Consider the following 21,731-nt stretch of genomic DNA (forward strand, 5'->3'; position numbering starts at 1 on the left):
TTCAGCCTGCCAGTGTTTGGACCCGTGCCAGGATTTCCCGGGTGAGCTGTTCATAACCGGTCCGGGTGTTGGCAAATCCTTCGGGCATTACGGGTGGACCAAACTGCACCGTGATCGGTACACACTGCCGGGGACGGGTGCGCAGCCCCTGCCGGACGAAGTCCCGGTCCACGCACCAGGAAATGAAGGACTTGTCAACTCCCGCAATGTAACAGGGGATAACCGGCACCGAGTTCCGGACCGCCAGCATTGCCACCCCGGGTTTGAAACTGCCCAGTTTGCCGCTGCGACTGCGGGTACCCTCCGGAAAGAGCACCAGTGCCTGGCGGTGCCGGAGCAGTTGCGAACAGCGCCGGAGGGCGGTAAGGTCCATTCCGCCCCGCCGGACCGGAATGGCATTCCAGCTGGAGATGAGCCAGGCGAAGGGGCGGTAACGGAACAGCTCCTCCTTGGCGAGAAAGAAGATTTCCCGGGCGGCAGCCCAGCCGAGTATGAGCGGATCGAAGTTGGAGGTGTGATTGGCGGCAATTATTACACCGCGATCTCTTACCATACGGAGGTTTTCCCGGCCTGAGACCCGGAGGCGCAGCAGCAGCCGGGCAAGCGGGTAGGTGAGACTCCAGGCGAGCCGCCAGCGGAGTTTCATTTCAGTCCGGGTCTGCCAGCCGACGCCGGGCAAGGGCGCAGACGAGCGCCACCTGTTCTTCAATTGTGAGGTGGGTGGTGTCAATGAGAATTGCATCCCGGACCCGGCGCAGCGGACTGTGCCGCCGGCGGGAGTCAATCCGGTCACGCTCGGCGAGATTTTTCCGTACCTGTTCCAGATTTGCCTTTCCCTTCAGTTCTGCCAGCCGACGCCGCGCCCGCTCTTTCAGATCACAGTCAAGATAGATCTTGAGCTGGGCATGCGGGAAAACTACACTACCGATGTCCCGGCCTTCGCAGACGACATTTCTACCTGCTGCCAGCCGGCGCTGTTCGGCAACCAGTTTTTCCCGCACCGAGCGGATCGCGGACACCGGTGAGACGAGCGCGCTCACCGCTGGCTGCCGGATGGCTTCAGTAACATCCCGTTTATCCAGCAGGACCTGCAGCCGGTCATTTTTCCATTTCAGGTCCAGCTGGGTGCTGTCCAGCAGTTGCTGGAGCTGGCGGCGGTTGGTGAGCCGGATTCCCGCCTCGATGATTTTCAGCGTGATTGCCCGGTACATCGCACCGGTATCAAGATGAAAGAAGCCCAGTCGCTGGGCAACGAGCCGGGCGGTGGTAGACTTGCCGGCACCTGCAGGACCATCAATGGCAATAATGAAGCCGGCAGAGTTTTTTTTCACTCGGTTGATTCCCGGAGGGCAAACTGCTGGGCAAGCTGCAGCTGGATGTGGCGCAGGCGCGAGGCGATCGTCCGGGCAACAAGCCGCATGAGCACATAGCCGAGCCGGGGGTCCTGGTCAAAAAGCCTTTCCAGTTCGGTGACCTCAAACTCCAGAAAGGTACAGTCGGTCAGCGTTCGGGAGCCGGCGGTGTAGTGCTGGTTACCAACCAGTCCGGACCAGGCAAACATCTGTCCCGGTCCCAGCGTCATAATCTGATAGGTCTGCTGGGCAACACCGAAGTCAAGGGTGAGAATAACCGCCAGCCTTCCAGAGACGAGGATGTAGAACCGGTCTGCCGGCTGACCCTGAACATCAACCGGTTCACCAGCACGGGCAGATTTCAGCTTTCCGAGCCGGGCAAACCGTTCCAGTTCGCTGTCTTCCAACCGTTCAAAACCTTCAATCGTTTTCAGAAACTCCTTGATGTCCATTTTCCCTCCTTAGAAATGCTCGTTGATGGAGAGGTCAAATACCCGGTTGCGCCGGGTAGCGTCACTGTTTCCAAGCAGGTCCCGCAGTGCCAGTCCCAAACGGACCCGTTCCTGAAAGGTCCAGGCGATGCCGAAATTGAGCCAGCCACCGCGCCAGCGGTTATCCGGCGGCAAATCATTCAGCGCCGGGTCATATTCGGCAATGAGCTCAACATTACCGGGGAGCAGCTGATTCAGGACGATGAAGCCGTTAAACCCGCGCCACCAGTTGACGCCGAGTTCGGCATAGGTACGGCTGGCTTCAATCGTTTTACCGAGGGCAAGATAAACTCCCTTCTCGCGGACGGTGAATTCCTCATTGTCACAGTAGTCATACCCCTGGCTTTCAAATCCGAATGTCAGGTCCGGCACATAGCCCGCCTCCCGGAAAATTGCCACCCGGGCGAACAGTTCCGGTCTTGGCCTTGATAACTCCGGCGTGCTGCCGCCGATGATGTGGTTGGCGCTGTAGGACATGCCCATCGTCAGCCGGTCAAACAGTCCGACACCGAACCGGGCGAGAACTCCGCCCTCGCCCCATAGGCGAAGTCCGGCATAGTATTCACCGTGAGTAAGAGAGATTGGCACCGGGCTGTCAATGTGGTAAAGAATGGCACCAGCCGGGACAACAAGACTCAGAGTGATCAGCAGCAGTTTCATCAGATGAGCATAAGTCAAACTTGAGCCCAAGTCAAGCCGTTGCGGAGGAAGGCGGTCGTGTCCCAATGAGATCGTATTGACTGAGCCCTAAAGCAGATTATCTTTGTTGTGGAGGTGCAAGGTGAAGCGACTGATTTTAGCTGTTATCTGGGTCAGCCTGACACTGGGTTCAACCCGGGCGTTACCGGCGCGTGACAGGCGTCCGCCATTCCGTCCACGGCATCAGCTGAAACAAAGCGGTTTGAATTCAGTCCGGTTCTGGAAGGAGAAATGGTTTGCACAAAAGCCAAGCAGAGTAACATCAGTGGGGGCGGTTTACAGTCGGATCCGGAAATTTCAGCTCCAGGAATTTCCCTTTGATACCACGGTTGTCCTAGGCCCCGGTCCCGGGGAAGAGGATTTTGCCGATGTCGCCTTTGATGGTACAAACTTCTTTGTCGTCTGGATGGATTACGAGCAGGGAGAGATTTCGGGTGCCCGCATCCGGCCTGACGGGGTGATGATCGACACGACGCCGATTCAGATATCATTCGGCTCCTGGGGCGGAGAGTATCCGGCAGTGGCATTTGACGGCGCAAATTATCTGGTGGTCTGGACCGACTGGCGCAATTCTGATCCGGATATTTACGGTGCTCGGGTGACACCTCAGGGCCAGGTGCTGGACCCGGACGGGATTCCGATCTCCACCGCACCGGAGATGCAGACGTTACCAGCGGTGCTCTTTGACGGGACAAGGTACCTGGTTGCCTGGAGTGATTTGCGGAGTGGCAACTGGGAGTCGGATATTTATGCGGCACGGGTGAGCACCGGTGGTGAGGTGCTGGACCCGGACGGAATTCCGGTTAATACTCAGCCCTATGACCAGATTATCTATCACGGTCTGGCGTTTGACGGCACCAATTACCTTTTTGTCTTTTCAGATGACCGGGATGGCGATCTGTATTACGATGTCTATGGTACCCGGATGAGCACCGACGGTGTGGTGCTGGACAGTTCGGGTTTTATTATTTCAGCGGAAAATAATGACCAGGCGTTGCCCCGGGTTGGATTTGACGGTACTAACTATCTTGTTGTCTGGTTTGATGATCGGGAGGCGGTTGAGGATTACCGGGTTTACGGTGCGCGCATTCAGCCTGATGGCACAATTCTGGACCCGCAGGGTATCAGATTGAGTGATTATTTGAGTGTTTATCCGGCAGTGGCGTTTGACGGCACCAACTACCTTGTTACCTGGCTGGACTACCGTTCCGGCTGGCAGGCGGATATTTATGGAACCCGGGTGAGCACTGGTGGTGTGGTGCTGGACAGTGCCGGTATCCCGGTTTCGGCAGAGCCCGAATACGACCAGGTGCTGCCGGCGGTGGTTTTCGGCGGTGGCAGATACCTTGCGGTCTGGTCTGATTTCCGGAATTATGAGGGACCGGACATCTACGGTGCGCGAGTTGATACAAGTGGTCAGGTGCTTGACCCGGATGGGGTTCTAATTTCCTGGGGAATTATCAGTCCGACCCAGTATGCACCGGTGGCTGCCTTTGACGGCACCAATTATCTGGTGGTCTGGGAGGATTACCGGAACGGAGATGATGGGGATATTTACGGTGCGCGGGTGACACCTCAGGGGCAGATTCTTGATCCCGAGGACATTCCGATCGCCACCGGCTGGCAGTATCAGTATTCACCGGCAATAGCCTTTGACGGAACCAACTTTCTTGTAGTCTGGGTTGATGAGCGGAACGGCTCTCAGGATATTTATGGGGCACGGGTGAGCACTAATGGTGAGGTGCTGGACCCGGACGGAATTCCGGTTGCAGTTGATGAGTATTACAAGTATCATCCCCAGTCGGGTTTCAACGGTGAAAATTATCTGGTGGTCTATGAGCTTCACGACTGGGTCGAAGATAAGCATGACATCTATGGGGTGCGGGTGACACCGGATGGAAATGTGCTGGGAATGGAGGCAATTGCCGGTTTTGACGGCTGGCAGAGTTATCCTGCGGTTACTACCGGTGCTGAAACTCTGCTTGTTGTCTGGCAGGATGAACGGGATACAACCGGCAGTGCCGACATCTACGGTGCCCGCATTACTTCCGATGGTGAGATACTGGATCCGGAGGGGATTCCAGTCAGCACTGCGGAAGATTATCAGTTATTTCCGGATGTGGTTTCCGGCAATGGTGGCTACTTTGTGGTGTGGACTGATAGCCGGAGCGGTAATTATGATGTTTACGCAGCCCGGGTGACCGCAGATGGCGATGTGCTGGATCCGGATGGTATTGCCATTTCCAGTAATGAGTATGATCAGTTCTATCCCCGGGTTGAGTATTACAGACCGTTCTGGTTGGTTGTCTGGCGTGATTACTACAATCAGGAAAACATGGATATCTTTGGTGCCCGGGTTGATTTGAATGGGCGGGTTCTGGACCCGCAGGGGATTGAGCTGATCAACCAGCCGTATGATCGCTACCTTTCCGATATTACAACCGGCTCGGGCCAGTTGCTGCTTACATTTGACGGCTATGTAGCGGATTATTTCACCAACAAGGCGCTGGGTGCGTTCTGGAATCCGGTTGGAGTTGCCGAAAGACCGGAGGGCAGGTCCGCGCGGACTGAACTGCGCCTGCTCGGCAATCCGGTGCGCAATCGGCTGGAGCTGGAGGTGAAATTGCCTCAGACCGGACGGTTCCGGCTGGAACTGCTGGATGCTGCAGGCAGACAGGTGCGGGTGGTGCACACAGGTGAGCGGAATGCTGGCACGGCAAGAATGAATTTTGATCTCCGGGACCTGAATGCCGGTGTCTATTTTCTGAAACTGAGCGGTTCCGGGATAAAGTTAAGGCAGCGGTTTACACTGTTGAGGTAAACGCCGTAAGAAACCGGGCGCAGGGCAGGGTTTCAGACGCCGAGCCCTTCCTTGATGAACATTATACCCCAGGAGAGGGTGATCAGTCCCATCAGGGTGGAGACTACCTGGAGCGCGGTCTCGCCGGTGAAGCGGGTGATGCGTGGTGCCTGCAGGAAGATAGCGAGCGTAACCAGCAGGACAATCAGAATGGCGAGCGCGGTAAGCAGTCTTCCATAGTCATGGACGCTGATAATTATGGCGGTGATTGATGCCGGACCGGTCAGAAGCGGGGTGGCGATGAGCGAGGCGATCGCCTTCGCCGATTTCTTTGTGCCCATCACCCGTTCCGACCCGGCCTGGCCCAGGGACATCTGGATGCCGAGGATGCCGAGGATGATACCGCCGGCAATTTTGAAGTCGTTGATATTTGTATTGAAAAGCTTCAGAATGCCCGCGCCAAATACCAGGCAGAGCAGAGAGATCCCGATGGCAACGCTGACCGCCAGAATTGCGGTTCTGCGCTTTTCCTGCGGAGTCATGTCCGCAGTTGCCCCGAAGAACACCACAAAGCTCAGAAGCGGGTCAAAGATGACAAAAAAGAGAATAATCAGCTGGAGCAGGGTATAGACCATCGTGTAGGTTAGATTATCATACGCAATCTGAAGTTCAAGTCATGTCATATATAACACAATGAATTGACAAGACAAGAAGGGTAGATTATTATAAAATTAAAAATAAAAGGAGGTTTTAGCTGTGCCTAGGAAATCAGTTAAAAGTTTAGGGATAAACGCCAATCTCAGATGTCTTAAAGTTTATCCCTCAGCTCGTACTAAAAAGCAAATTCAGGATCTTCAGACAATAGGTATTAAATTGTCTAGAGATCAAGCTTTTCATTTGGCAAAAGCACTTTTGGCTGCTAGCAAAGCATGGAATGAAATCGACATTACTGTCTACAGGTTAGAGCCTAGACAGTCGGACGGGACATATCACGTAACAGTGACATCTAAATAATTATTATCTCAAGGAAACTGTTATTTTTTTTCTAGTGATGTGTAGTAATTATGTTAATTATGTATTTAATGATATTCAGTACTGTCTGGTACATCAGCTGATACTGGAGGATAATTTTACTGATGAGCGTGATATCAGGCTGGTTGCCGGTGGTGACGTGGCGTATGAGAAGAATGGAGAGAGACTGGTGGCTGCGGTTGTGGTCTTTGATCTGAGATTGTTTACGGTTGTGGAACAGGTGATTTGTGCGGGCAGGGCTGAATTTCCCTATGTTCCGGGATTTCTTTCCTTCCGTGAGGGTCCGGTCCTGCTGATGGCGATCAGGAGGTTAAAAACCGAGCCGGATGTTTTTCTCTTTGACGGTCAGGGGATCGCCCATCCACGGCGGCTGGGAATTGCGAGCCATCTTGGTGTCCTTCTTGACAGGCCGGCGATCGGCTGTGCCAAATCCCATCTTTTTGGATTTTATGAGGAGCCGGAAAGGCATAAAGGGGCGTTCAGTTTCATCCGGGACCGCGTGGGTAATGCGGTCGGGCTGGTTCTGCGGACAAAGGATAACACCCGGCCGGTCTTTGTCTCACCAGGACACAGAGTCAGCGTAAAGATGGCAGGCAAGATTATCCTGCGCTGTGTGAGCAAATACCGGATACCCGAACCGCTCCGCCAGGCGCACATCAGGGCGCGATCAACTGTCAAGGACTCAGTAGGTTGCATTAAAAATCCAGAAAAGTGATTGACAGTGACCCGAAAGCTATTAGTATATTTTGGTATGGCACATCCGGCAAATAAGAGGCAAGCGCAGAGATGTTCTATTTGTCAAAATACGGTTTATAATGGACTGGGCAAGCACATCATTAATAATCACGGATATGAGTCATTCAAAAGGATAATATTAAAAGCAAGGACATCTGGGGCTTCAGATGCTGAATTAGGCCAGCGCTTCGGGATTAATTTGCGTCAGCTTGAAAAAATTATCCTCGAATCCTACGGGTTGAATATTTCCGGATTAGTGCAAGTACAAAAGTCGATAAAGTGCTTGGAACCTAAAGATTTTAAAGAGGAAACAACAACAGTTTGGAGTTTCAAACAGCGAGGAAATTGGGCAACACATAATGGTAAATACCGGGGTAACTGGTCGCCTTATATACCGAGAAATGTAATCTTGAAATACTCAAAGCCGGGGGATTTGGTACTGGACTATTTTGCTGGGAGCGGAACGACAGCAGTTGAAGCTAAGCTTCTTGGCAGAAGATGTATAGCGATAGATATCAATCCGGCATGCGTTGCGCTTACTAAACAACACCTTGATTTCAGTCTACCTTCAAATTTGTTTTCTGACAAAATATCGGCTTTTGAGCCCGAGGTTCGAGCAGGTGATGCCAGAAATCTGGGCTGGATGTCTGACGAGAGCGTAGACCTTATTTGCGCTCATCCTCCTTATGCGGGGATTATAAAGTATGGTTCGGACATCGATGGTGACCTATCAAACTTGGATATCGATGAATTTCTTTTAGAAATCGGGAAAGTTGCCCGGGAGAGCTACCGGGTGCTCAAGCCTGGTGGTAAATGTGCGATTTTAATTGGTGATACCAGAAGAAAAAAACACATTCTGCCGCTGGGATTTCAGACAATCGATGTTTTCCAGAAAGCCGGATTCAGATTGAGGGAGCTGGTGATTAAGCGCCAGCACAACTGTAAAACTACCGGTTTCTGGTATGATAAGAGCGTGCAATATAATTTCCTGCTGTTGGCACATGAGTACTTGCCGATTTTCGAGAAAGTTCAGGGATCTTTTCCAGCAGTAATGCGAGAAGCCCGTTCAGCTGCTATTTCCTCATATGACTGGACGCACAGAAAGTTCCCCGTTGCTAAAGTTAATGAACTTGAGGTCAGCACAGTATGGACTTTTCAGGAAAAAGTGTTGGAGGAGCAACTGAATGAAAATGTATTTAAGCGTTATGGGAAAGGTAAAGTCCGGCTGACTGTCTATATTAATCCTCTCCCTAGTAATTCCACCTTTTCGGAATTGAAGGTTAAGAAAAGTGCCGGGTTGCTGTTTATCAAGGCGAATTCACTCCAGCGACCTGAGTCCAGGGTAGAAGTTGAACAGTATATGAAAACGATAGAGGCGGTTGTTGATCAGCAATTACCGCATATAGCACCTGATGGTTATCTAGTTATTCAAGTGAAAGACGTCAGGGTTACGGGTTACATCGAACCAATGGCTAAAAACATCATTAGCTTACTTAAGAAAAATCAGCGATTGTGGTTAAAGGAAATTGTTATTGTTGTCGCTAGTAATCAAGACGAAACGAGTCCGAAATCTGATAGTGCAGAGCTTGAAATTGTGCACCAATACCTGCTGATATATGATGTAAAATAGAAGGAGGCGATAGTGATACATGAACCCAGAGTTGGCGATTTCTGGGGTAGAGGCCGTTTCCGGAAAAAGATTAGAGAAGTAATTACTCTTTCTAACGGTTGGTATCTGATTAAGACCGATGATTCAAAGTCAGAGCGAGATTTCAAGGTTAAAGTAATTTTTCAGGTTCAACCTTCAAGGTCGATGACTCCCAAACATGCCCACTTTGCGATTGACTTATATGGCAAAATTTGCGCCGATCAGAGTCGCGCAAGAAAACTCCTTGATGCGATAATTGAAGTATGGGCCGGCAAGGATGTAAGAGAAGTGATTACTAAATACCAACATGACTGTTACGGACTGCCTGGATATCCCCTAGAATATGTCCTTCACGCACTGAACTGGATTTTAGAGCAGGAAGACTTGAATTTTACCGGACGCCCGGCAAGAAAACAGGAGGAGCTGGACATTATTTGTGAAAAGCAGGGAATTAATCTCCTTCCAAGCAGGAAAGGGAGTCACTTGGCGATTGCTTTGCTCTGTGATATTATGAATGGTACGCATCCGGTTGAGGCACTGCTTAAAGCTAATATCGATGTAGCTCCCCGACTGGCGTAAATGCTGAATATGCGGAGGTCCTGGCAGGAGAAATTAAGGAATAGTAAGGATTTGCCTAAGGTGGTTGAAATTACGCCGAAGATGGCGGGAAAATGGGGGACAAAGCCGGGTGATACGGTAGTGATTCCGGCGCCGATTGAGGTTGATGAGATTATGAGGATGGTGCCGAAAGGCAGGCTCATCACTATTAATCAGATTCGGGAAATTCTGGCAAAGAGGCATAAGGCAACCATCGGCTGTCCGATTACCACCGGTATCTTTGCCGCTATTGCTGCCCGCGCGGCTGATGAGATGGCAAAAGAAGGCAAGCGGGATTTTACCCCTTACTGGCGGACACTGAAACAGGGAGGAGTGATTAACGAGAAATATCCGGGCGGAGCAGAGGCGCAAAAGAAATTCTTGGAAAATGAGGGGCATAAGGTGGTGAAGAAGGGCAGGAAATTTGCTGTATTGGATTATGAGCAGAAATTGCTGCGGTTGTAGTAAGCGGCAAATCGGGGATCAAAGCGAAAAGACAGACGGGTGGTTTACGCTGGTTGACTAAACCCCTGTTTTCCTTGCAACCTTAGCGGATTTGAATTAGTCTATTTATTATAGATATAACATTTTGTTTTTCGAGGGTTGGATAATTTCTCAAAAAGGAGCAGACTATGGATGAATTGAAGGACGACATCAGACGAATTCACGAAGAGATCGAGCGGGAGAGTCTGTTTGTCCAGACGCTGACCGCGGAAATCGGCAAGGTGATCGTCGGTCAGAAGTATCTCGTAGAGAGGCTCTTGGTCGGGCTCTTGGCAAACGGGCATATCCTGATTGAGGGTGTGCCGGGTCTTGCCAAGACCTATGCGGTCAAAAGTCTGGCGGGCGCAATCAGCGCCCGGTTTCAGCGGATTCAGTTTACACCGGACCTGCTGCCGGCCGATATCATCGGCACCCAGATTTACAATCAGCGCACCGGCGAGTTTACCGCCCGCAAAGGTCCGGTGTTTGCCAATTTTGTGCTTGCAGATGAGATCAACCGGGCACCGCCGAAGGTCCAGAGCGCACTCCTCGAGGCGATGCAGGAACGGCAGGTAACGATCGGCGAACAGACCTTCAAACTTGAAGAGCCGTTTCTCGTGCTCGCAACCCAGAACCCGATTGAGCAGGAAGGAACCTATCCCCTGCCCGAAGCTCAGGCGGACCGGTTTCTGCTGAAGCTGAAAGTTGGTTACCCGACAAAGGAGGAGGAAAAGCAGATTGTTGAGCGGATGACAAAGGGAGCAGAGCCGAAGACCGCACCGGTGGTTGATCTTCCGACCATTCTCCGCGCCCGGGAGCTGTGCACCAAGATTTATGTGGATGAGAAGATCAAGGATTACATCCTGAATCTGGTCTTTGCCACCCGTTTTCCGAAGGAGCACAACCTTGCTGATCTGGCATCATTGATCCGTTATGGAGCTTCACCCCGGGCGTCAATCTATCTCCTGACCGCAGCGCGGGCGCTGGCATTCCTCAAACGGCGCGGTTTTGTCATTCCCGAGGACATCAAGGAGCTGGCTTATGATGTCCTGCGCCACCGGATCATCCTGACCTATGAGGCGGAGGCAGAGGAGCTGACCGCTGATGATATCATCCGGCGGGTGCTGGAAGGCGTTGAGGTCCCGTAGAAAGAAGACTTAATTTGTGAGTACTGCGAGCGATGAACCGGACAGGTGCGCGGGTTGAGCTGAGCAGAATCCGGCAGGTTGAGATCCGGACCAAGCGACTGGTTAATACCATCTTTGCCGGTGATTACCGTTCCAGTTTCAAGGGCCGGGGTGTGGAGTTTGCCGATGTCCGGGAATATCTGCCAGGTGATGATGTGCGCACGATTGACTGGAGTCTGACCGCAAGGTTCGGCAGGCCGTTTGTCAAGCAGTTTGCCGAGGAGCGGGAGCTGCTGGTGCTGCTGCTGGTTGATGCCTCAGGTTCAAACCGTTTCGGGACTCGGGGACAGTTCAAACTGGAGCAGGCGGCACTTGTTGGTGCCACCCTTGCCTTTTCCGCCATCCGGAACAACGACAAGGTCGGACTGGTGTTCTTCACCGACCGGATTGAGCGCTTTGTGCCCCCGGCAAAGGGGAGGTTTCATGTCCTGCGGCTTGTCCGGGATATACTGTATTTTGAGCCGACCGGACTCGGAACTGAACCAATAACCGCACTCAATTTTGTCATGCATATCCTCAAGCGCCGGGCGATTGTTTTTCTGATTTCGGATCTGCTCGGTCCGGGGTTCAGTCCGGAGCGGATTGAAAAGCCGCTCGGGGTGGTAAGCCGGAGGCATGATCTGATTACAATCAGCATCAACGACCGGGCTGAAGAGGAACTGCCGCAGCTGGGGCTCGTGGAGTTTGAAGATGCTGAGACCGGCAGACAGCTGCTGGTAAATACGGCGAGCATTCGGACCCGGCAGTATGTAAGCGCGCAGATTCAGAAGCGGCGTGAGGCGATGGCAAGACTGTTTCAGCGCTTCGGTGTGGACTGGATTCAGCTCAGGACCGGCGAGGAGTTTACGCCGGTGCTGCACCGGTTCTTTCAGGAGCGGGCGAGGAGATATCGCTGATGGTGCTGGTGGCGGTGCTTCTGATTCTGGCTCAGATGCCGTCGGATTCGCTGTTTGCTGACTCAGCACCCGCAGGTCCGCAACTGGTCGAAAAGGGTCCGGTGCGGGTGGAGTGGCAACTGGTAAGAAAGCCCCGGGTGCTGACGGTTGGTGATCATATCAGGCTGAGACTGCGGGTGTATCATCCCCGCACGATTGCGGTCTCACCGCCCCTGCCGGCAGACCCGGATGAGGTGGTGGTGCTGGAACAAAAGCATCATATCCAGTACCGCGGTGATACGGCAGTTGATGTCTATGATCTGACGCTGGCGGTTTTTATGATTGGAGAAAGGAAGCTGGCGCCATTTCTGGTCGGCTATCAGCAGCAGAACCGGAGCTATCTGGCAGCTTCGGAGTCCATTCCACTAACGGTGCGGAGTCTGATTTCAGAACAGATGCAGGACATCAATGATTTGAAGCCCCAGGTTACCTTCCCCAATCTGATACCGCTGTGGATTGCACTGGGGCTTGCCGGTGCCGGGCTTGCCGGTTACTTCGGCTGGCGGTTGTGGCAGCGGCACCGGTGTCGGCAGCAGGCGCTGGCGCCAACTCTTCCTCCCTGGGAGGAGGCGCTGGCGGCACTTGCCAGCCTGCCGGTTGATGATTGGCTGAGTGCCGGTCAGGTCAAGCGGCTGTATTATACCGTTTCGGAGATTGTCAAGCGCTATCTCACCCGCCGGTTTGAATTTCCGGCGGTTGACCAGACCAGCACCGAAATTGTGCGGGAACTGAAGAGCCGGAAGGTAGCGGTCAGCGAGCGATTCGCCACCTTCTTTCTGGACGCAGATCTCGTGAAGTATGCCAAGTATCTGCCCGCCGAGCCTGCTTCAGTGGTCAATCGGGCGCGGGAGCTGGTGGAACTGACCAAGCCGGCTCCGGAAACGGCGAGCCCGGCAGCGGAGGCAAAATGATGCATTTTGCCAGCCCGGGATACTTTGCCCTGCTGTTGCTGGTGCCGCTGCTGTGGTGGTGGGAACTGAGGCGGCGGCGGCCGGCGCTGCGCTACAGTGACATCGGGCTGGTGCCGGAACCGGCGTCCTGGGAACGGGCGCTTAGCCGTCTTCCCCTTGTTCTCTATTCGCTGGCGCTCGTTTTCGGGACGGTTGCGCTTGCGCGCCCCCAGAAGGGCCGGCAGTTTGAGGAGCTGGAGACCCGCGGGATTGACATCATGCTCTGTCTGGATATCTCCGGTTCGATGCAGGCAATGGACTTTGCCCCGGGCGACCGGCTTGCCGTTGCCAAGGAGCGGGCAAAGGAGTTTGTCGACAAGCGGCAGGGAGACCGGATCGGGCTGGTTGTCTTTTCGGCGACCAGCCTGACTCAGTGTCCACTCACGCTTGACCACAGGATTGTCACCGAGATCATTGACCGGCTGCATTTCGGAATGCTGGAGGATGGGACGGCAATCGGCATGGGGCTTGCCAGTGCCGTTGCCCGGCTTAAGGATTCCAAGGCGAAGGAGAAGGTGATAATCCTTCTGACCGACGGGGTAAACAATACCGGCGACATTGACCCGCTGACCGCAGCTCAGACCGCAGCGGCACTGGGCATCAAGGTTTACACGATCGGCGTGGGCAGCAAGGGTCCGGTGCCGTTTCCGGTTGACGACCCGATCTTCGGGCGCCGGTTTGTGCAGGTGGAGGTGGATCTGGATACCGAGACTTTGCAGAAGATCGCCGAGATTACCGGCGGAAAGTTCTTTCTTGCCACCGACCCGCAGGCGCTGAAGCAGATTTATGACGAAATTGACCGGCTGGAACCGAGTACCTTCAAGACCCGGCGCTGGACGATTTATCAGGAGCTGGCACACAGGCCGCTGTTATGGGCGCTGGTAAGTCTGCTTGCCGGTGCGGTGGGGAGCATGCTGATTTTCCGGAGGCTGGCGTGATCAACTGGGCGCTGCCGGGTTATCTGTGGTTTCTGGCTGCACCGGTGGTTCTGGTGTTGCTGTGGTTACTTGTCCGGTACCGGCAGGAGCGGCGGCTCCGGCTGGTGCTGGAACCGGTGCTGATCCAGCGGCTGCACACCGAGCGCATCCTGCCGGTGGTGGTGGCGCGTTATGGCCTCTTTCTTCTGGCACTCGTCCTGCTGACCGTTGCCCTTGCCCGGCCGCGCTGGGGTGAGCGGCTGCAGATGTTCAAAGGCAGAGGGATTGCGGTTGTAATTGCACTTGATGCCTCCAAGTCGATGCTTGCTGAGGATGTCAAGCCGAGCCGACTGGCACGGGCAAAGGCGGAGCTGTCGGCGCTCATTGATGAGCTTGCGGGCAACGCGGTGGGGATCGTCGCCTTTGCCGGCGATGCCCATGCCCTCTGTCCCCTGACCACCGACCTGGAGGCGGCGAAGCTGTTTCTTGATATCATCAGCCCGGAGCTGATGCCGGTGCCGGGCACCGATTTCGGCAGGGCAATTGGGGTTGCTCAGGAGCTGTTTGATCCCAATGCTGCGACCAGGGCGCTGGTTCTCGTCACCGATGGCGAGGACCTGGGCAGAACTACCGAACAGGCGGTGATGGTGGCAAAGGAGCAGGGTATCCGGATTTATCCTGTGGCGATCAGCACGCCTGAAGGGGCACCGATTCCGGAGTCAGAGGGAACGGGAGTGACCTACAAGAAGGATGCAGGCGGAAATGTGGTGATTTCCCGGATGGATGAGCGGAAGCTGATTCTTATTGCTCAGGCAACCGGCGGCCGGTTCTTCCGGCTTGAGGGGTTTTCGCCGGAGCGGCTGCGGGCAGAGCTGGACCGGCTGGAGAAGGAGGAGCTGGGTGGAGGTGAGTTCCGCGGTTATGTGGAGCGCTATCAGGGTTTTCTGCTGGCGGGAATGATTATGCTTTTTCTTGCCCTGGTCCTGCCGGAAAGGAAAATTGATTTCAGAAGGTTATGAAGCGGAGATTCGGACTTTTGCTGTTGATATTCCCGGTATCGGTGCTGACCGCCGCCGATGTCCGGAGTCTGGTGCGCAGGGGGAACAGCCTTTACCACCGGCAGAAGTTTGAGGAGGCGCTCGCAGTTTACCAGCAGGCGGAGGTGCTGGAACCGGACAACCTGGGAATTCATTACAATCTGGGCAACACCTATTACCGGCTTAACCGCTATTCGGAGGCAGTTTCCGAGCTTTCGCTGGCAACGGTCAGTAGAAACCCCAAGGCACGGGCACAGGCGTTTTACAATCTGGGTAATGTCCTTTACCGCGCCGGACAGCTGGACGGGGCGATAAATGCCTACAAGCAGGCACTGCTTGCCAATCCAGGAGACCGTCAGGCTAAGGAGAATTTGGAGTTTTGTCTGAAGAAACGGCAACAGCAGAGTCCGCAACCCGATTCAGCCCAGCAGCAGAAGTCCGGGCAGGACAGACAAAAACCGCAGCAGTCGGCTCAGAACCAGACAGATCAAAAAGCGCAATCTCAGCCTCAAGCCCGGTCCGGCGGTCAGCTCGACCGTGAGCAGGCGGAGCGGATCCTGCAGGCGGTTCAACAAAAGGAAAGGGAGGCGCAGAAACAGGCGCGCCGGGCAAGGAGACAGAGACAGGTGGAAAAGGACTGGTAGAAATGAGCGGTTTTGAGTTCAAAAGACGGCTGACTGCGCTGTCGGCATTAATACTGCTTGCCGGTCTAATCCAGGCAGGAGAGATCAGTTTCAGCGCCAGTGTTGACCGGACGACGGTCGGGCTGGGCGAGCCCTTTGAGCTGACACTGACGGTGTCCGGGGTAAACATCAGCCGGGTCCCGCGACCGCAACTGCCGGAGCTTAAGGATTTTGACAATCTCGGTGTTTCCCAGTCCCAGTCCACCAGCATTTCGATCATCAATGGCCGGGTTCAGCAGCAGACCGCAATCAGCTTTGTCTATACGCTCGTGCCCAGAAAACTGGGAGAGTTGACCATCGGACCGTGCCGGATGGTCTATGATAATACTGAATATACTACCGAGCCGATCAGAATTACGGTGGTGAAGTCTGCCACCCGGGCTCAAACCCGAACCCAGCCCCAGCGTCCGATTCCCCCCAGTCCGTTTGACCTGTTTGAGGAGCCCGAGCCGGAGCCGGCGGGCGGAGATGATGTTTTCCTTGCTGCCGCAGCGGACCGGACCTCGGTTTATCAGGGGGAGCAGGTAACGGTCACCTGGACACTCTACACCACCGGTGAGCTTGCCCGCCTGAATCTCAAGGAGACACCAACCCTGACCGGCTTCTGGGCGGATGACATCTATCAGGCACAGGAATTGAGATACGAACAGCGGACGGTCCGGGGCAGAGCCTATTATGCAGCAGTGCTGAGAAAGACCGCACTGTTCCCAACCCAGTCCGGAGAACTGCGGGTCGGTCCAATGAAGCTTGAGGGTCAGATGGTTACCGGCGGTTTTTTCTTTGGCCGGGCAAGACCGTTCAGTGTCGCATCCGAGCAGTTGAAGATTACCGTCAAGCCCCTCCCGGAATCGGGCAAACCCGCTTCGTTTACGGGCGGGGTCGGTTCGTTTGAGGTCAGTGCCAGTCTTAGCACCGACCGTTCAACCGGCGGTGAACCGGTAACGCTGACGATTACGGTCAATGGAACTGGTAATCTCGGACTGCTTACCGCACCGGTTCTGCCTTCGGTGCCGGGTTTGAAAATCCTGACCCCGGAGACCAAGGATAATTTCAGTTATGCCGGTGGCAGACTTTCCGGTTCCCGGAAGTTTGTTTATCCGGTTCTGCCCACCGCCGATGGCCGATACCGGATTCCGGAGATTGAACTGGGCTTTTTTGATCCCAGGACCGGCAGTTACTATGTTAAAAAGACACCGGCACTGGAGTTTGTTGCCACCGATGTGCCGGCAAAATCGGGACCGGTGGAGACCGCCAGCCCCGGTCTGCGAGTCATCGGTTCGGATATCCGGCACATCAGGGACCGGCTGGTCCGGTCAGCAGGGTGGGAACGGGCTGCCGGGCTGGAGTTCATTCTTTATCCGCTCGGGCTGCTGCTGCTGATTGGCGGGGTGATTCTGGGAAGACACCAGCGCCGGCTTCAGCTGGACACCGGTTATGCCCGCAAGAGCCGGGCGTTCCGGCAGGCGCGGCAGCGGCTGAAGCTGGCACAGCGGGCGCTGCGGGAAAAACGGCTTGACGATTTTTACGGTCTGCTCCGTCAGGCGGTGCTGGGTTTCATCGGTGACCGGACCAATATCGAAGCCGGTGCGCTCACCGGCGCTGAGCTCCAGGCCGAGATGAACCGGTTGGGGGTTGATCCGGAGCTGGTAAAAGAAATTCTTGAGCTGATTAATCGGTGTGAGATCGCCCGGTTTTCACCCGGGGCGGTGGCGTGTGACCCGGCTGCACTGCTGAGTCAGGCGGAAAAACTGCTGGGCAGATTTTCAGTGGCAGGTGGCAGATGAGCAGTCTGGTTTTCATTCTTATTCTCCTGGCCCAGCCGGGGTGGGTTTCAGACTGTTTTTTGCGGGCAAACGCGGCTTATGAGGCAGGCAGTTATGATGAGGCGATCCGGCTTTACGACTCAACGCTGCTGGGCGTTCAGTCGCCAACGGTTTACTATAACCGCGGTAATGCCCATTTCCGGGCAAACCGGATCGGACTGGCGGTCGCCGACTATCTCCGTGCCTGGCGTATGGCGCCCCGGGATCCGGATATCAACTATAACCTCAACTTTGCCCGGCAGTTCCGGGTGGACAAAAATCCCGCTCCGGAAGGAGTATGGTCACGGTTGTTCCGGACCATTTTTACCCTGTTCAACCCGCCGATTACCAGAATTCTTACCGCATTCAGTTTCTTTCTGAGTGCACTCTTTCTTGCCGGCTATTTTCTCTGGCACCGGTCCGCACTCCTGATTATCGGGCTGGTGCTGACGGTGCTGTTTCTTTTCGGTCTGGGCTCGGTGCTGTACTGGCGCGGGGCAACCGACCGCAATCTGGCGGTCGTGGTGGTGCCGGAGGCGGTCCTCCGTGCCGGTCCGGGTGGTGAATACCGGGAGATTGCAGCGGTCCATGACGGGCTGGAGGTGAGGATTGTTGAGCACAGACCTGAGTGGGTGCTGGTTCAGATTCCGGGTGGACTCGGCGGCTGGATTGAGCGTTCGGCGCTGGAGCGGGTATTTCAGTAGGCGGTAAAAGCTATCTGGTAATTACAATTTTACCGGCTCTGTTCGCAGCTGATTCCTGCCAGACAAAATAGATACCGGGTACCAATTCCCGGATGCTGTTTACCCCGGGCAGGAGTTCCATCACCTTCCTGCCGGTGATGTCAAGGAGTGATGCCGGTCCGGTGGAGCGGAGATAGAGCAGATTGCGGGTGATGGTTACGCCGGGTGCAATCTGACGGCCCGGCGACAGCGCGGTCTGTTCTTCAACCCCGGGACCGCCGTAGAACTGAACGATACGCAGACCCTGTTCACCCGCAGCAAGCAGGGCACAGCCGTTGCTCGTGGCAACTGTGAAGGCGGTAGGTTCGCCCTAGGTCGTTTCCATCTCATAATCATACCAGCCCGCCTCCTGTGGATATTCAGGGCTGGAGATATCAATAACATCCAGCATCAGCCAGTCTGCATCAGTCAGATAGGCATAATTGCCAGCCAGGGTTACTCCAACCGCCCAGTTTGGCGTCGGCAGGTGGCTGACCATTTCCGGTTTCTGGGGGTTGGAGATGTCAATTATTGCAAGTCCGAATTCGCCTGCTGCAATACAGGCATACCCCTCCCGGACTGTAAGCGAATAGCCCCAGTCCGGTAGTTCACATAAGCCGACCGGCTGCGGGTTGGCAGGATCGGCGATACTGATAATCTGAAGAACACCGTCATCGGTGCCGATATAAGCGAAGCTCTCCTGGGCCGCGATCGCCAAAGCAACTCCCCTCGTGCGCAACACGCCCACTACCTGTGGCTGGTTGGGATTGGCAATATCGACCATATACAGACTTTCTTCTTCCGTGGCGAAGAGCACCAGGGAGCTGCAGCTGGCAACAGATATGGCAGATTTATCCGATTTTATAAGTTTAAAATTTTCATAGACCTGCGCAATTGCACCCCTTGAAACCATATACCCCGGGCAGTTCCCCTGACCGTGGGGTTAAGGGTGGTGAGTGCGGTGCGGGAAGGGGTTGCGGTGTCCGGGTTTTGACTTGTTCAGGTTCCGGATTAATATGGTGGAGCGGAAACGGGTTTGTCCGGAAGGGAGAAAGAGATGAATGAAGCTGCAGTGCAGCTGGTCCGGTTTGTCCTGCCGATCATGTATGCCTGGTTTGTCATCGGCTTTTTCATCACCGTGTTGTATCATCTCAGTCTGTTTTTTGTCTGGGGTGAGTTTCACAATCCGGATGAGCTGCTTCTGGATTTAGCCTTTACTGCGGTCCGGGTCCCGCTCTATTTTTTTGCCTGGCCCGTGGTGCTTTTTTTTGACCGGGGTGCGCTGCACAGTATCAGACTTTTCTGGGAATGGCTGGAGCCGAAAAACCGGGAGCAGGAGGGTGAGCTGAAGCAGATCCTGGACCAGCGCCGGCTTTATCAGGAGACGAGAAGAAAATATGAGCAGGATGTGGCACGCCGGGTCAGGCGCAGAAGGGAGCTTCTGAGTGGTGAGGAGAAAAGGCGCCGGACCCGGCAGATCAGGAGTGATGAGCCGGTTCTGGCACAGGTCTGGCTGACAATCGGGCTGGGGACGGACAGCAGCGGGGCAAGACAGCTGGTTTTTCTTTTTCCTGAGGCGGTGCTTTCTGAAGAGGTAAAGGAGGCGGCAGGTGATGAGGTGCGAATCCGGCGGGAGTGGCGGTGTGTGCGCTGCCGGGAGGAGCTGGTACCGGTCCGGATTGAACTGCCCGAGCCCTTTTTTCTTGAGGTGATAGATGAGGGTAAGGTGCTTATTTCCGGCTGGGCGTTCGAGGGTGTGTTTCGGGAACGGTTTCCCGACTGCCCGAAGTGTGGCGCGGTGCAGCCGGTTATTGAGCAACCAGTTACCATCCTGGGCCGGGCGGATGAGGTGGTAACTGCGGTCAAGCAGGGTGCGGGGTTTGCTCCTGAGGAGCCGGAGCCGGTGCTTTCCCGGATCATGTACATCCGGGCGGGTGGTGTGGTGCGGGTGCTCGTCGGTCTGCTGGGTCTGATTGCGGTGCTGCTGATGGTCGGGGTGTGCATCTGGGCGGTGGTTTTCTTTATATTCTACTTTCAGAATCTGGGTGGTTGAACCGCAGATTTTGACGGTCGGGAATTTGGCGGTTAGAATTTTCATTCCATGAAGTCGGCAAAACCGAAGATCTGCGTTGTCGGCTCACTGATGACGGATCTGGTGTTCCGGGTGGAGCGCCTGCCCAGGCCGGGCGAGTCAATGCCCGGAAAGGAGTTCGGACTGTTTCTGGGGGGCAAGGGGTTTAATCAGGCGCTCGCCTGTCACCGGCTGGGTGCGGAGGTTACGATGGTGGGCAGGGTGGGAAAGGACTATTTTGCTGAACTGTTTTTCCAGAAACTGACGGAAGAGGGGATGAAAGCTGATTTCATTCTGCAGGATAAGGAGGCTGGGACCGGTGTTGCCTGTCCGATTATTGATGACTCGGGTCAGAATGCGATCATCGGGATTGGCAGAGCGAATATGCGGATTGACCTGCGCCAGGTGGAGGCGGCGCGGGAGGAGATTGAGTCCGCAGATGTGCTGATGCTGCAGTTTGAGATTCCCTATCCGGTTTCCCGGCGGGCGGCGCAGATTGCAAAAGCCTCGGGTGCGCTTGTGCTTCTCGATCCGGCGCCGATTCACAACGCCGGGGTGCTGATCAACGAGGAGGTGGATTATATTGTGCCCAATGAGATTGAGGCGGCGGCGCTGGCGCGGACACAGCCGGCTGAGGTCTGGGCTGAAGCGGAAGTCAAGGCTGGCAGGAGCGGGGTGATCATTTCCCTCGGAGCAGAGGGTGCACTGGTTTTTGATCAGCAGGGACGGCGCCACTTTCCGGCGTTTCCGGTGCAGCCGGTTGATTCCACCGGGGCGGGTGATGCCTTCCGTGCCGGACTGGCGGTGAGTCTTGCCGAGGGGAAGGGAATTGAGCAGGCGGTGCGGTTTGCCAACGCCTGTGGAGCGCTTGCCTGCACCGTGCTTGGCGCGGAGCCGTCAATGCCCAGACGGGATGATGTGGAAAGGTTTTTAAAGAGTCAGGAGTACAGATGATTTTCATTGACAGTGCGGTGAGCAGTGAGGTGGAGCAGGCGGTAGGTCTGGGTTTTGTCCGGGGCTGTACCACCAATCCTGCACTTTTAGCAAAGGTAAATCAGGAGCCGAAGGCGGTGATTGCGGAGATCTGCCGGCTGGTTCCGGGCCCGGTTTTTTATCAGCTGACCGGCAGAACCAGAGAGGAACGGGAGCAGGAGGCGCATGAGTTTTATCAGCTGGCACCGGACAAGATCGTGCTCAAGGTGCCGATGACCACTGAGAATATGGCGCTGGTTACCAGACTGACGCCGGAGATTCCCTGTGCGGCTACTGCGGTTTTCAGTGGCTATCAGACGCTTTTGGCGATTGAGGCGGGCTGCAGCTATGTTATTCCCTATGTCAACCGGGCAACCAGGCTGCTGGGGGATGGGCTGAAGCTGGTAAGGGAGATGCTTGAGGTGGTGCGGGCGAGCGGCCGGCCGGTGGAGATTGTGGCGGCAAGCATCAAGACACCCGAGGAGGCAGGAGCAGCCTATTTAGCCGGTGCTCATCATCTGACCCTGCCGCTTGAGGTGATTGCTGGTCTGGGAAATCATCAGTTTTCCGATGCGGCGATCGCCGATTTTGAAAAATATCGGCGCTGAAACCGGTTTG

The 21,731-nt window shown here is 55.0% G+C and carries 22 protein-coding genes; 16 read left to right on the forward strand and 6 right to left on the reverse strand.

Features of this window, described 5'->3' with window-relative positions; genetic code table 11:
* Position 1 precedes the first annotated feature (1 nt).
* Genes ABIK48_05255 through ABIK48_05270 form a run of 4 tightly spaced genes read right to left on the reverse strand, consistent with a single transcriptional unit; the run spans position 2 to position 2,503 of the window.
* Positions 2–646, reverse strand: coding sequence for a lysophospholipid acyltransferase family protein (locus ABIK48_05255; protein ID MEO0021563.1), 645 nt, complete (start codon positions 644–646; stop codon positions 2–4).
* 1 nt (position 647) lies between these two features.
* A complete protein-coding gene (cmk, locus tag ABIK48_05260; GenBank protein MEO0021564.1) occupies positions 648–1,331 on the reverse strand; it encodes a (d)CMP kinase in 684 nt (227 codons plus the stop codon).
* Positions 1,328–1,804, reverse strand: a complete 477-nt coding sequence (locus ABIK48_05265) for a cyclic nucleotide-binding domain-containing protein (GenBank protein ID MEO0021565.1) — start codon at positions 1,802–1,804, stop codon at positions 1,328–1,330. Before ABIK48_05265 ends, cmk begins: the two co-directional genes overlap by 4 nt.
* A gap of 9 nt (positions 1,805–1,813) precedes the next feature.
* Positions 1,814–2,503 (reverse strand): hypothetical protein, encoded by a 690-nt coding sequence (locus ABIK48_05270; GenBank protein ID MEO0021566.1) that lies wholly within the window; start codon positions 2,501–2,503, stop codon positions 1,814–1,816.
* Positions 2,504–2,624: 121 nt separating this feature from the next.
* Here ABIK48_05270 and ABIK48_05275 point away from each other — a divergent pair, with 121 nt between their 5' ends.
* Positions 2,625–5,363 (forward strand): T9SS type A sorting domain-containing protein, encoded by a 2,739-nt coding sequence (locus tag ABIK48_05275; protein MEO0021567.1) that lies wholly within the window; start codon positions 2,625–2,627, stop codon positions 5,361–5,363.
* A 32-nt stretch (positions 5,364–5,395) separates the two neighbouring features.
* Here the strand turns inward: ABIK48_05275 and ABIK48_05280 are convergent, their stop codons facing one another.
* Positions 5,396–5,977, reverse strand: a complete 582-nt coding sequence (locus ABIK48_05280) for a MarC family protein (GenBank protein MEO0021568.1) — start codon at positions 5,975–5,977, stop codon at positions 5,396–5,398.
* Between the two features lie 416 nt (positions 5,978–6,393).
* On the opposite strand from ABIK48_05280, the gene nfi reads away from it, so the two are divergent.
* The 12 genes from nfi (at position 6,394) to ABIK48_05340 (ending at position 18,052) form a co-directional block, all read left to right on the forward strand.
* Positions 6,394–7,089, forward strand: a complete 696-nt coding sequence (gene nfi / locus ABIK48_05285; GenBank protein ID MEO0021569.1) for a deoxyribonuclease V — start codon at positions 6,394–6,396, stop codon at positions 7,087–7,089.
* Positions 7,090–7,125: 36 nt separating this feature from the next.
* Positions 7,126–8,739, forward strand: coding sequence for a DNA methyltransferase (locus ABIK48_05290; GenBank protein ID MEO0021570.1), 1,614 nt, complete (start codon positions 7,126–7,128; stop codon positions 8,737–8,739).
* A gap of 12 nt (positions 8,740–8,751) precedes the next feature.
* Entirely contained in the window at positions 8,752–9,336 is a 585-nt protein-coding gene (locus ABIK48_05295; protein ID MEO0021571.1) for a hypothetical protein, read from the forward strand.
* Positions 9,337–9,396: 60 nt separating this feature from the next.
* Complete coding sequence (locus tag ABIK48_05300) at positions 9,397–9,819, forward strand: hypothetical protein (GenBank protein ID MEO0021572.1); 423 nt, start codon at positions 9,397–9,399, stop codon at positions 9,817–9,819.
* Positions 9,820–9,995: 176 nt separating this feature from the next.
* A complete protein-coding gene (locus ABIK48_05305; protein MEO0021573.1) occupies positions 9,996–10,985 on the forward strand; it encodes a MoxR family ATPase in 990 nt (329 codons plus the stop codon).
* Between the two features lie 32 nt (positions 10,986–11,017).
* Positions 11,018–11,920, forward strand: a complete 903-nt coding sequence (locus tag ABIK48_05310; protein ID MEO0021574.1) for a DUF58 domain-containing protein — start codon at positions 11,018–11,020, stop codon at positions 11,918–11,920.
* Entirely contained in the window at positions 11,920–12,870 is a 951-nt protein-coding gene (locus ABIK48_05315) for a hypothetical protein (GenBank protein MEO0021575.1), read from the forward strand. Before ABIK48_05310 ends, ABIK48_05315 begins: the two co-directional genes overlap by 1 nt.
* Positions 12,867–13,847, forward strand: coding sequence for a VWA domain-containing protein (locus ABIK48_05320; GenBank protein ID MEO0021576.1), 981 nt, complete (start codon positions 12,867–12,869; stop codon positions 13,845–13,847). The genes ABIK48_05315 and ABIK48_05320 overlap by 4 nt, the downstream gene beginning before the upstream one ends.
* Positions 13,844–14,845, forward strand: a complete 1,002-nt coding sequence (locus ABIK48_05325) for a VWA domain-containing protein (GenBank protein ID MEO0021577.1) — start codon at positions 13,844–13,846, stop codon at positions 14,843–14,845. Before ABIK48_05320 ends, ABIK48_05325 begins: the two co-directional genes overlap by 4 nt.
* Positions 14,842–15,507 carry a tetratricopeptide repeat protein gene (locus tag ABIK48_05330; protein MEO0021578.1) on the forward strand — a complete coding sequence of 222 codons (666 nt, stop codon included), beginning with the start codon at positions 14,842–14,844 and terminating at the stop codon, positions 15,505–15,507. The genes ABIK48_05325 and ABIK48_05330 overlap by 4 nt, the downstream gene beginning before the upstream one ends.
* A gap of 2 nt (positions 15,508–15,509) precedes the next feature.
* Positions 15,510–17,330 (forward strand): BatD family protein, encoded by a 1,821-nt coding sequence (locus ABIK48_05335; protein ID MEO0021579.1) that lies wholly within the window; start codon positions 15,510–15,512, stop codon positions 17,328–17,330.
* Entirely contained in the window at positions 17,327–18,052 is a 726-nt protein-coding gene (locus tag ABIK48_05340) for a tetratricopeptide repeat protein (GenBank protein ID MEO0021580.1), read from the forward strand. The genes ABIK48_05335 and ABIK48_05340 overlap by 4 nt, the downstream gene beginning before the upstream one ends.
* Before the next feature lie 349 nt (positions 18,053–18,401).
* Here ABIK48_05340 and ABIK48_05345 read toward each other — a convergent pair whose 3' ends face one another.
* Positions 18,402–18,887 (reverse strand): hypothetical protein, encoded by a 486-nt coding sequence (locus ABIK48_05345; protein ID MEO0021581.1) that lies wholly within the window; start codon positions 18,885–18,887, stop codon positions 18,402–18,404.
* Positions 18,888–19,127: 240 nt separating this feature from the next.
* Between ABIK48_05345 and ABIK48_05350 the strand changes: the two genes are divergently transcribed.
* Genes ABIK48_05350 through ABIK48_05360 form a run of 3 tightly spaced genes read left to right on the forward strand, consistent with a single transcriptional unit; the run spans position 19,128 to position 21,721 of the window.
* The gene (locus ABIK48_05350; GenBank protein MEO0021582.1) at positions 19,128–20,123 is read left to right on the forward strand and encodes a hypothetical protein; all 996 of its coding nucleotides are present in this window, start codon (positions 19,128–19,130) and stop codon (positions 20,121–20,123) included.
* Positions 20,124–20,171: 48 nt separating this feature from the next.
* A complete protein-coding gene (locus tag ABIK48_05355; GenBank protein MEO0021583.1) occupies positions 20,172–21,095 on the forward strand; it encodes a ribokinase in 924 nt (307 codons plus the stop codon).
* Positions 21,092–21,721, forward strand: coding sequence for a transaldolase family protein (locus ABIK48_05360; protein MEO0021584.1), 630 nt, complete (start codon positions 21,092–21,094; stop codon positions 21,719–21,721). The genes ABIK48_05355 and ABIK48_05360 overlap by 4 nt, the downstream gene beginning before the upstream one ends.
* Positions 21,722–21,731: the final 10 nt, after the last annotated feature.

The sequence above is a fragment of the candidate division WOR-3 bacterium genome (assembly GCA_039801085.1).
GTDB lineage: Bacteria > Hydrothermota > Tepidihabitantia > Tepidihabitantales > Tepidihabitantaceae > JAOABP01.

Coding starts and splice junctions, on each gene's coding strand:
- ABIK48_05255 (MEO0021563.1), bottom strand. CDS start 646: ATGAAACTCCGCTGGCGGCTCGCCTGGAGTCTCACCTACCCGCTTGCC.
- ABIK48_05265 (MEO0021565.1), bottom strand. CDS start 1,804: ATGGACATCAAGGAGTTTCTGAAAACGATTGAAGGTTTTGAACGGTTG.
- ABIK48_05270 (MEO0021566.1), bottom strand. CDS start 2,503: ATGAAACTGCTGCTGATCACTCTGAGTCTTGTTGTCCCGGCTGGTGCC.
- ABIK48_05280 (MEO0021568.1), bottom strand. CDS start 5,977: ATGGTCTATACCCTGCTCCAGCTGATTATTCTCTTTTTTGTCATCTTT.
- nfi (MEO0021569.1), top strand. CDS start 6,394: ATGTGTAGTAATTATGTTAATTATGTATTTAATGATATTCAGTACTGT.
- ABIK48_05290 (MEO0021570.1), top strand. CDS start 7,126: ATGGCACATCCGGCAAATAAGAGGCAAGCGCAGAGATGTTCTATTTGT.
- ABIK48_05310 (MEO0021574.1), top strand. CDS start 11,018: ATGAACCGGACAGGTGCGCGGGTTGAGCTGAGCAGAATCCGGCAGGTT.
- ABIK48_05315 (MEO0021575.1), top strand. CDS start 11,920: ATGGTGCTGGTGGCGGTGCTTCTGATTCTGGCTCAGATGCCGTCGGAT.
- ABIK48_05320 (MEO0021576.1), top strand. CDS start 12,867: ATGATGCATTTTGCCAGCCCGGGATACTTTGCCCTGCTGTTGCTGGTG.
- ABIK48_05330 (MEO0021578.1), top strand. CDS start 14,842: ATGAAGCGGAGATTCGGACTTTTGCTGTTGATATTCCCGGTATCGGTG.
- ABIK48_05335 (MEO0021579.1), top strand. CDS start 15,510: ATGAGCGGTTTTGAGTTCAAAAGACGGCTGACTGCGCTGTCGGCATTA.
- ABIK48_05340 (MEO0021580.1), top strand. CDS start 17,327: ATGAGCAGTCTGGTTTTCATTCTTATTCTCCTGGCCCAGCCGGGGTGG.
- ABIK48_05350 (MEO0021582.1), top strand. CDS start 19,128: ATGAATGAAGCTGCAGTGCAGCTGGTCCGGTTTGTCCTGCCGATCATG.
- ABIK48_05355 (MEO0021583.1), top strand. CDS start 20,172: ATGAAGTCGGCAAAACCGAAGATCTGCGTTGTCGGCTCACTGATGACG.
- ABIK48_05360 (MEO0021584.1), top strand. CDS start 21,092: ATGATTTTCATTGACAGTGCGGTGAGCAGTGAGGTGGAGCAGGCGGTA.